This is a genomic window from Paraburkholderia sp., from assembly GCF_049581445.1.
Classification (GTDB): Bacteria; Pseudomonadota; Gammaproteobacteria; order Burkholderiales; family Burkholderiaceae; genus Paraburkholderia.
This window is the reverse complement of record NZ_JBAURZ010000050.1, coordinates 1-9,906: the sequence shown is the minus strand read 5'-3', so window position 1 is coordinate 9,906 and position 9,906 is coordinate 1. Positions and strand designations below refer to the sequence as shown.

Genomic DNA, 9,906 nt, shown 5'->3' with positions numbered 1-9,906 from the left:
GTGCCAAGGCGGGGAATGGCGAGGCAGCCAGCAGCAGGGCGGGCAAGGGCGAGGCGGCTGGCAGCCAGACGGAAACTGTCGGCCGACGCTTCCGGCAGGACGTTGGCTGGTGGGGCTGCGGGCTTTGTCGGGACGTGGTCCAATAGCGGGTGAGGCACGCTCTGCCCCCAAGGGTCGGGAGTACGCGGCGCTGGCCTCAGTTATTGCACGGACCACGTGTGCCAACGATTCGAGGGGCTCGAGATGAAACGAAAGTTCATGCCGGTATTGCTGGCTGTTGCATTGTCGGCGGGGTTTGCGGCGTATTCGCTGACGGCGTCGGCGACACTCAAGCCGGGCGACCCGGCACCGGATTTCACCACTCAGGCCTCGCTCGGCGGCAAGACCTATACGTACTCGCTTGCCGACGAATTGAAGAAGGGGCCGGTCGTGCTGTATTTCTACCCGGCCGCGTTCACCAAGGGCTGCACGATTGAGGCACACGAGTTCGCGGATGCCGTTGACGAATACAAGAAGTACGGCGCGACGGTGATTGGTGTGTCGCACGACAACATTGATACGTTGACAAAGTTCTCGGTGAGCGAATGCCGCAGCAAGTTCCCCGTCGCCGCTGACGCGGATGCCAAGGTGATTGGCGCATACGACGCTGGAATGCCGATGCATGATTCAATGGCCAACCGCGTGTCGTATGTGATTGCGCCGGACGGCAAGATCATTTACGAATACACCAGCCTGTCGCCGGACAAGCACGTGGAGAACACGCTGGAGGCGGTCAAGCAGTGGGCGGCGACGCACAAATCGCCTTGATGCACGGGTTGCGCGATGCGATGCACGGCTCGTGTAGTAGTTGATTTCGCAATGCGTTCTTGCCGCTGGTTTGGCTTACGCGCCGTGCTTCGGTGAAAGCTGACTTGATTTGCGGGGTGATTCCAGATGCCTATCGTGGTCGGACTGGCAGTATTGGTCGCGCTGATTTATGGCGCGGTGTGGTCGTTTGATGCGTTACGGGCTCACTTTGGTTTGGGCGTTGCGGTTGGCGTAGCGGTGGTGGTGCTTGCGTTGATTGCTGCGGCTGTGGCGTATTGGCTGCGGCGCCGGCGTGAGGTGGCGGCGAATATACGCGATGGTGATTGGACTCATGAGTTGAAGGCCGACTGGGGGTGGGTTCGGCTGGCTGCTGGCAAGCGGTTGTGTGAGCTTCAGGTTAATGGTCAGCAAGGGGCTTATATTTTTGCTGATTTGCAAGCGGCGGAGGTTGTGCCTGTTGGCGAGCAGTTCAAGCTCGCGGTTACGGTGCGGGATTTGAAACATCCTGTCTGGGAAGTGCCCATGCGGGATCGGCGGCAGGCTGTTCAGTGGCAGCGGGTTTTTGGATTGGCTGTTGAGCAGAAGTTGTAGGTTGCTGGTTTGCCTCCGGCGGGGTTTTTGGCTGGTTCTTGTTGGTGGTTTTATGTTGCTGGCTTGGCGGTGATTGCCCTATGGGGTTGGCCTTTTCTTGTGTTCTTGCTTGTTTGTTAGCGTGGTTTGGTTTGGTGGTTTCCCCCTGGGGCTTTGGCCTTTCCTTGATTTCTTGTAGGTCTATTAGCGATGCCCCTGTGCGGGGCAGCACTCACTTTCTTTGCGGCCGCAAAGAAAGTAAGCAAAGAAAGCGGCTCACACCGCCAGCCGGTAGGTGTCCACCACTGGACCGAAACCGGAGTGGTCCGAGACGAGACCGTCTCTCGCACAACACGCCTTAGTGACACAGCGCTCATCCGCTCCAGCGTTGCGCTGCGCGCTACGCCGCGGGGCATAACTGTCTGTAAAAAATCCCGTTGGTATCCTAAGTATCTCGCAGGCCGACGCTTGCGCGTGATGGCTGAGAATGCTTGGTGCCCCTGTGCCCGACAAAGCGCGGCGATGCGCGAGAAATACGCCGTTTTCCCAGGCAAGCCGATCCGCGACGCACGCAGTGCGGAGTGGGGCGGATGAATGCTTTGTCACGAACGAGGGCAACGCGAGATGCGGTCTCGTCTCGGACCACTCCCGAATCGTGTAAGTGGTGGACACCTACGAGCTAGCGGTGTGAGCCGCTTTCTTTGCTTACTTTCTTTGCGGCCGCAAAGAAAGTGAGTGCCGCCCCGCAGAGGGGCATCGCCAATAGACCGATAAGAAATCAAGGAAAGGCCAAGGCGCCCGGCAAAAACCACCAAACGGGCCAACGCCAAACCACATCAACAGCACCTCAAGGCCGCGCCACCAAACAACCCAATCCAAAGCGCCGCAGGCAAAAAACCAAACCCTCACCCATTACCAGAAACCCGCCCACCACGCCGAGGCCGCGCCTCCCACCTAACCCGAATGCGATCCATATAAAGATAAACAACCGGCGTGGTATAGAGCGTCAACATCTGACTAACGATCAACCCACCGACAATAGCAATCCCCAAAGGAGCCCGCAATTCAGCCCCATCCCCATTGCCAAACGCCAATGGCAACGCCCCAAGCAAAGCAGCAAAAGTCGTCATCATGATCGGCCGAAACCGCAGCAAACAGGCCTGATGAATCGCATCATAAGACGACAACCCCTGCCGGGAGGCCTCGATAGCAAAGTCGATCATCATGATCGCGTTCTTCTTGACAATCCCGATCAGCAGAATCACCCCAATCAACGCAATGATGCTGAACTCCGTCCGAAACAGCAGCAACGCCAGCAACGCCCCCACGCCCGCCGAAGGCAGCGTCGAAAGAATCGTCAAAGGATGGATATAACTTTCGTACAACATCCCCAGCACGATATACACCGCCGCCAACGCGGCCAGAATCAGCAGCGGCATATCCGATAGCGACTGCTGAAACGCCTGCGCCGTCCCCTGAAAACTGCCGTGAATCGTGCCCGGCATGCCGATCTCCGCCATCGTGTCGTAGATGGCCGCGGTGGCGTCGGACAACGACTTGCCCGGCGGCAAATTGAACGAGATCGTCGACGCCACAAACTGGCTCTGGTGATTCACCGACAACGGCGTATTGCCCGGACCGAAACTGGCTATCGCCGACAACGGAATCATCGTCTCCTTTGAGGTCGAAACCGCAGACCCCGACGACGCGCTCGACTTTCCGCTTGCCGCAATCGAATTGATCGCCAGATTGCGTGCCGAGTCATCGGCAATCGCGGCCGCACTCGATGCCGTCGTGCCCGCCGTGCCGCCCGTCGCGGCACTCGTGCTGCTGGTGTTGGCCATCGGCGCGGTGACGGTGCCGGCCGTCGCGTTAGTGGTCTGCGCGCCGCTCGCGCTGCCGCCCGATGTGCTGACGTAGACCTGGTTCAGCATGTCCGGGCTCTGCCAGTACTTCGGCGCGACTTCCATCACCACGTGATACTGGTTGAGCGGGTTGTAAATGGTCGACACCTGGCGCTGGCCAAACGCGTCATAAAGCGTGTTGTCGATCTGCGCTGGTTCGATGTTCAGACGCGCCGCGCTCGCCCGGTCAATCGTCACCATCGATTCGAGTCCGCCTTGCTGCTGGTCCGAATTGACGTCCGCGAGTTCGGGGCGCGCCTGCAGCGCCTCGGTGAGTTTTGGTCCCCACTTGTACAGATCGGTGGTGGAGTCGGCCAGCAGCGTGAACTGGTACTGCGCATTGGATTGCCGGCCGCCCACGCGGATATCCTGCACCGCTTGCAGGAAGGTCCGCACGCCTGCGACATCCGAGAGCGGTGCGCGCAACTGCTGGATGATCTGGTCCGCGGAGAGCTTGCGCCCCGGCTTGGACTTCAGTTGCACGAACATGAAACCGGAGTTGGTCTGCCGGCCGCCCGTGAAGCCGACCACGCTATCGACGCCGGGGTTTTCGCCGACAATTTTCATCATCTCGGCGAACTTGCCTTTCATGGCCTGGAACGAGGTGGCCTGGTCGGCCTGAATGCCGCCGACCATGCGCCCAGTGTCCTGCTGCGGAAAGAAGCCCTTGGGGATGATCACGTAGAGCCATACATTCAGGCCGATTGTCGCGATCAGGACGAACACGATCAGCAGGGGATGGCGCAGCGACCAGCCAAGCGTGCGTTCATAGCCGCGCTGCATGGCCAGGAACCCACGTTCGAGCCATTGCGCGAAGCGTCCTTCTTCCTTTCGTTGATGCGGCTCGCTCAGCAGGCGCGAGCACATCATCGGCGTGAGCGTAAGCGAGACCAGCAGCGACACGCCAATGGCCAGCGACAAGGTGAGCGCAAATTCACGGAACAGCCGCCCGATGATGCCACCCATCAGCAGAATGGGCAGGAACACAGCCACCAGCGAGATGCTGATCGAAACCACCGTGAAGCCGACTTCGCGTGCGCCGAGGTGGGCGGCCTTCATGCGCGGCACGCCGTCCTCGATATGGCGTGAGATGTTTTCCAGCACCACGATGGCGTCATCGACCACGAATCCGGTCGCAATAGTCAGCGCCATTAGCGAAAGGTTATCAATCGAAAACCCCATCAGATACATCGCGCCGAATGTGCCGATAATCGAAATCGGCACGGCTACGCTCGGAATCAGCGTGGCGCGCCAGTTGCGCAGGAACAGGAACACCACCATCACGACCAGCGCCACCGCGATGATCAGCGTGTGCTCGGTGTCCTTCAGCGATGCGCGGATCGTGGTGGAACGGTCGACGGTTGGCATCACTTCCACATCCGCCGGCAGCGAGGCCTTCAGTTGCGGCAGCATCGCCTTGACCCGATCGACGGTGTCGATAATGTTCGCGCCCGGCTGACGGTAGAGGATCACGAGCACCGAGCGCTTACCGTTATAGAGGCCGAGATTGCGCAAGTCCTCGACCGAGTCGACGATCTCCGCGACATCCGACAGATGCACCGCCGCGCCATTGCGGTAGGCGATGATCAGATCCTTGTATTGCGAAGCCTTGCTGGCCTGATCGTTAGTGTAGATCTGCACATGGTTCGCGCCGAACTCGATCGAACCTTTGGGGCTATTCGCATTGGCCGCGGCCAATGCGGCGCGTACGTCTTCAAGGCCGATACCGTAGTGAAACAGCATCTGCGGTTCCAGTTCGACCCGCACGGCCGGATTGGCCGAGCCGCTCACGTCCACTTCGCCGACACCGTCCACCTGCGAGAGCGACTGCTGCAACACGGTGGCCGCAGAGTCGTACAACTGACCCGCCGGCAGTGTGTTGGAGGTCAGCGCGAGAATCAGGATCGGCGCGTCGGCCGGATTGACCTTGTGGTACGTCGGATTACTACGCAGGCTCGCGGGCAGGTCGGCGCGGGCGGCGTTGATCGCTGCCTGCACGTCACGAGCGGCACCGTCGATATCGCGGTTCAGGCCGAATTGCAGCGTGATGCGCGCGGAGCCGACCGAGCTTTGCGAGGTCATTTCGGTGACGTCCGCAATCGAGCCGAGATGCCGTTCGAGCGGACTCGCGACACTGGTGGCTACCGTGTCCGGGCTTGCACCCGGCAAGGAGGCCTGCACCGAGATGGTCGGGAAGTCGACCTGCGGCAGCGGCGCTACCGGCAGCTTCGTGAAAGCGAAGACGCCGGACAGCGCAATGCCGATCGCCAGCAACGTGGTGGCGACGGGCCGGGAAATGAACGGACGCGACAGGTTCATCGCTCAGTTCCCCGCATCGGTAGCGGGGGGCGGTGTGCCGTGGCCCGCATCGTCACGATGGAAGCGCGCACGCACACGACGCGCCAGCGAATCGAAGGCGAGATAGATCACCGGCGTGGTGAATAGCGTCAGCAACTGGCTAACGATCAGGCCGCCCGCAATCGCGATACCGAGCGGCCGGCGCAGTTCGGAGCCTGCGCCGCTGCCGAGCATCAACGGCAGCGCGCCGAGCAGGGCCGCCATGGTGGTCATCAGGATCGGACGAAAGCGCAGCAGACATGCCTGGTAAATCGCCTCGCGCGGCGGCTTGCCCTGTTCGCGCTCCGCTTCGAGCGCGAAGTCGATCATCATGATGGCGTTCTTCTTCACGATACCAATCAGCAGCACGATGCCGATAATGCCGATGATGTCGAGATCATGCCCGGTGATCAACAGCGCGAGTAACGCGCCGAGACCCGCTGAGGGCAGCGTCGAGAGAATCGTGATGGGGTGGATGAAGCTCTCGTAAAGCACGCCCAGCACGATGTACATCGTGACGATCGCAGCGAGGATCAGGAACAGTTCATTGGAGAGCGATGCCTGGAACGCCAGCGCCGCGCCCTGGAAGCGTGTCTGGAACGATGCCGGCAGTCCGATGTCCTGCTCGGCCTGATTGATGGCCTTCACGGCCGCGCCGAGCGACGACCCGGGTGCCAGATTGAACGACACCGTGGTGGCCGGGAACTGGCTCAGATGCGTGACCAGCAGCGGCGCCGGCTGCTCGATGAACTTCGCGATGGACGACAGCGGCACCTGCCCGCCCGTCGAGGTGGAAGAGGGCAGGTAGATCGCGTTCAGCGAGTCGGTGTAGTGCTGGACATCGGGCGTCGCCTCAAGAATCACGCGGTACTGGTTCGACTGCGTGAAAATGGTCGAGACGATGCGCTGGCCGAAGGCGTCGTAGAGCGCGTTATCCACGGTGGCCGGCGTGATGCCGTAGCGCGACGCGGTGGCACGGTCAATCTGCACAAACACGGACTGGCCGTTCTCCTGCAGGTCGGTGGCAACGTCGGCCAGTTCCGGCGCCTGCTTCAGGCGCTCCATCAGCTTCGGCACCCAGGTGGCGAACTCGGTGATGTTCGGATCGGTCAGCATGAACTGATACTGCGTCGGGCTGACCGTTGCGTCGATGGTCAGATCCTGCACCGGCTGCATGAACAGCGCCGCGCCGGGGATATGCGCGACATCCTTCTGCAACTGGCGGATCACATCGCTCGCCGTATGGCTGCGGTCATCGCGCGGCTTCAGGTTGATCAGCATCCGGCCGCTGTTCAGGGTGATGTTGTTGCCATCCACGCCGATAAACGACGTCAGGCTCTCCACATCCGGATTCTTCACGATCTGCGCGGCCAGTTCCTGCTGGCGTTCGGCCATGGATTGATACGAGACCGACTGCGGCGCCTGGGTGATGGCCTGGATCACGCCAGTGTCCTGCACCGGGAAAAAGCCCTTCGGAATGAACACGTACAGCACGCCGGTCAGCACCAGCGTCAGCAGCGCCACAACCAGCGTGGCCCCTTGGCGGTTGAGCACCCAGGTGAGCGCGACCGCATAACGGGCGATCACGTAGTCGATAAAGGCGTGCGCTTTGGTTTCGAAGCGATGGCTCTCTTGCGGCGGCGTATGACGCAGCAGCTTCGCGCACATCATCGGCACGAGCGTCAGCGAGACGATGGCCGAAATCACAATAGTCACGGCCAGGGTAATGGCGAATTCGTGGAACAGGCGGCCCACGACATCGCCCATGAACAGCAGCGGAATCAGCACGGCGATCAGCGATACCGTCAACGAGATGATGGTAAAGCCGATCTGTTTTGAGCCCTTGAGCGCGGCTTCGAGCCCGCTTTCTCCCTCTTCGACGTAGCGCGCAATGTTCTCGATCATCACGATCGCGTCGTCGACCACGAAACCCGTGGCGATGGTCAGCGCCATCAGCGACAGGTTATCCAGCGAGAAGCCGCACAGGTACATGACGGCGAGCGTGCCGATCAGCGAGAGTGGCACCGACAGACTCGGAATGATGGTGGCGTAGAAATTGGCGAGGAACAGATACATCACGAGCACCACCAGCACCACTGACATCAGCAGTTCGAACTGCACGTCGCGCACCGAGGCGCGGATCGTGGTGGTGCGGTCCGTGACGATCTGCACATTGAGCGAGGCGGGCAGCGACTGCTGCAATTGCGGCAGCAATGCCTTGACGCTGTCCACCACCTGGATCACGTTGGCGCCCGGCTGACGCTGCACGTTCAGGATGATGGCAGGGGTTGAACCGACCCACGCGCCAAGCTTGGTGTTTTCCGCGCCTTGCTGGATCGTCGCGACGTCGGTCAGCATCACCGGGCGGCCGTTCTTGTACGCGATCACCGCGCTCTTGTAAGCGTTGGCGTCGGTCAACTGGTCGTTCGCGTTGATCGTGTAGGCACGTGTCGGCCCGTCGAAGTTACCCTTCGGCGTGTTGACGTTCAGGTTCGAGATAGTGGTGCGCAGGTCATCCAGATTCAGGCCGTACGCTGCCAGCGCGCGTGGGTTCGCCTGAATTCGCACGGCGGGCCGCTGGCCGCCGGACAGGCTCACCAGACCCACGCCAGCCACCTGCGAGATCTTCTGCGCGAGACGCGTGTCGGCCAGATCCTGCACGTCGGTCAACGGCATTGTCTTCGAGGTGAGAGCGAGCGTGAGGATCGGTGCGTCGGCCGGGTTGACCTTGGCGTAGATTGGCGGCGCGGGCAGGTCGGAGGGCAGCAGGTTGCCCGCAGCGTTGATGGCGGCCTGGACTTCCTGTTCGGCGATATCGAGCGGCAGATCGAGGCTGAACTGCAGCGTAATCACCGACGAGCCCGCCGAGCTTTGCGACGACATCTGGTTTAACGACGGCATCTGGCCAAACTGCCGTTCAAGCGGCGCAGTGACCGATGAGGTCATCACGTCCGGGCTTGCGCCCGGATAAAAGGTTTGCACCTGGATGGTCGGGTAGTCGACTTCCGGCAGCGCCGAGAGCGGCAGAAAGCGTAGCGCGACGAGCCCGACCAGCATGATCGCCGCCATCAGAAGGGCGGTGCCGACCGGGCGCAGAATAAAGGCGCGGGATGGATTCATGCGGGTTCAGTCAGCCGTTATTCCGAAGCTTGCGCCGCGTGTTTGTGATGGTGTTGCCCACGTGCGCCGGACGCGCCCCACGCACCCGATGCGCCATGCGCGCCGGATGCACCGCGTGCCCCCGAAGCGCCGCGCGGACGGTCTGCGGGAATGGTGATCTTCGCGCCTTCCTTGAGGCGGTCGGAGCCGTCGATCACGACGCGCTCGCCCGCCTGCAGGCCCGACGCAATGCTGGTGCGTTCGCCATCCACCGGGCCGATCTTGACCGGGCGCACGGTGACCGTGTTGTCGGCCTGCACCACGTAGACGAACTGGCCCATCGAGCCGTTCAGCACGGCGGAGGTCGGCACGATCACCGCGTTGTGAATGGTGTCGACCAGCAGGCGGGCGTTGACGAACTGATTCGGGAACAACTGGTTGTTGTCGTTGTTGAACGTGGCGCGCAGTTTGAGCGTGCCGGTCGTGGTGTCGATCTGGTTATCCAGCGTTTCGAGCACGCCGCCTTCGAGCGACGTGGTGTTGCTGCGGTCATAGGCCGTGACTGAGAGCTTCGCGCCAGTTTGGACCTGCTTCATGATCTGCGGCAGGTTGTCTTCGGAGGTCGTGAAAATCACGCTGATGGGCTGCAATTGCGTGATCACGACGATACCGTTGGTGAGGCTAGGCGTGACGTAATTGCCCGCGTCGACCTGGCGCAGACCCACGCGGCCCGACACCGGTGCCGTGATGCGCGCGTAGATCAGATCGAGTTTGTAGGTGTCGATGTTCGCCTGATCGGACTTGACGGTGCCTTCGTATTGCTGAACGAGCGAAGCCTGCGTATCGACCTGCTGGCTTGCAATCGAGTCTTGAGACAGTAGCGTCTGATAGCGTTTCAGGTCGAGGCGCGCGGTTGCCAGCAGCGCCTTGTCGCGTGCCAGCGCGCCCTCGGCGTTCTCAAGCGAGATCTGATAGGGACGCGGATCGATCTGCACGAGCAGATCGCCTTTCTTGACCATCTGGCCTTCCTGGAAGGCGACGGTCTGCAGGATGCCGCTCAACTGCGTCTGGACTGTCACCGTTGCCAGCGGCGTGACCGTGCCGAGCGCGGTCAACACGATCGGCATGTCGCCTTGCGTCGCGGTGGCGACGTGGACTGGTTGCGGCTGGCTAGCGAACCCGCCAGGAC

Annotated in this window: 5 protein-coding genes; 2 read left to right on the top strand and 3 right to left on the bottom strand. The window is 61.4% G+C overall.

Going from position 1 to position 9,906, the window contains the following annotated elements; all coding sequences use genetic code 11:
• Positions 1 to 243 precede the first annotated feature (243 nt).
• Together WCA85_RS03455 and WCA85_RS03450 are read left to right on the top strand one after the other, a co-directional pair.
• Positions 244 to 807 carry a peroxiredoxin gene (locus WCA85_RS03455; protein WP_424061778.1) on the top strand — a complete coding sequence of 188 codons (564 nt, stop codon included), beginning with the start codon at positions 244 to 246 and terminating at the stop codon, positions 805 to 807.
• 126 nt (positions 808 to 933) lie between these two features.
• The gene (locus tag WCA85_RS03450; RefSeq protein WP_424061777.1) at positions 934 to 1,398 is read left to right on the top strand and encodes a hypothetical protein; all 465 of its coding nucleotides are present in this window, start codon (positions 934 to 936) and stop codon (positions 1,396 to 1,398) included.
• Between the two features lie 884 nt (positions 1,399 to 2,282).
• Here the strand turns inward: WCA85_RS03450 and WCA85_RS03445 are convergent.
• The 3 genes from WCA85_RS03445 to WCA85_RS03435 form a co-directional block, all read right to left on the bottom strand.
• The gene (locus WCA85_RS03445; RefSeq protein ID WP_424061776.1) at positions 2,283 to 5,600 is read right to left on the bottom strand and encodes an efflux RND transporter permease subunit; all 3,318 of its coding nucleotides are present in this window, start codon (positions 5,598 to 5,600) and stop codon (positions 2,283 to 2,285) included.
• A gap of 3 nt (positions 5,601 to 5,603) precedes the next feature.
• Positions 5,604 to 8,738, bottom strand: a complete 3,135-nt coding sequence (locus WCA85_RS03440; RefSeq protein WP_424061775.1) for an MdtB/MuxB family multidrug efflux RND transporter permease subunit — start codon at positions 8,736 to 8,738, stop codon at positions 5,604 to 5,606.
• Between the two features lie 17 nt (positions 8,739 to 8,755).
• On the bottom strand, positions 8,756 to 9,906 hold a 1,151-nt coding region (locus tag WCA85_RS03435), incomplete at its 5' end, for an MdtA/MuxA family multidrug efflux RND transporter periplasmic adaptor subunit (RefSeq protein WP_424061774.1).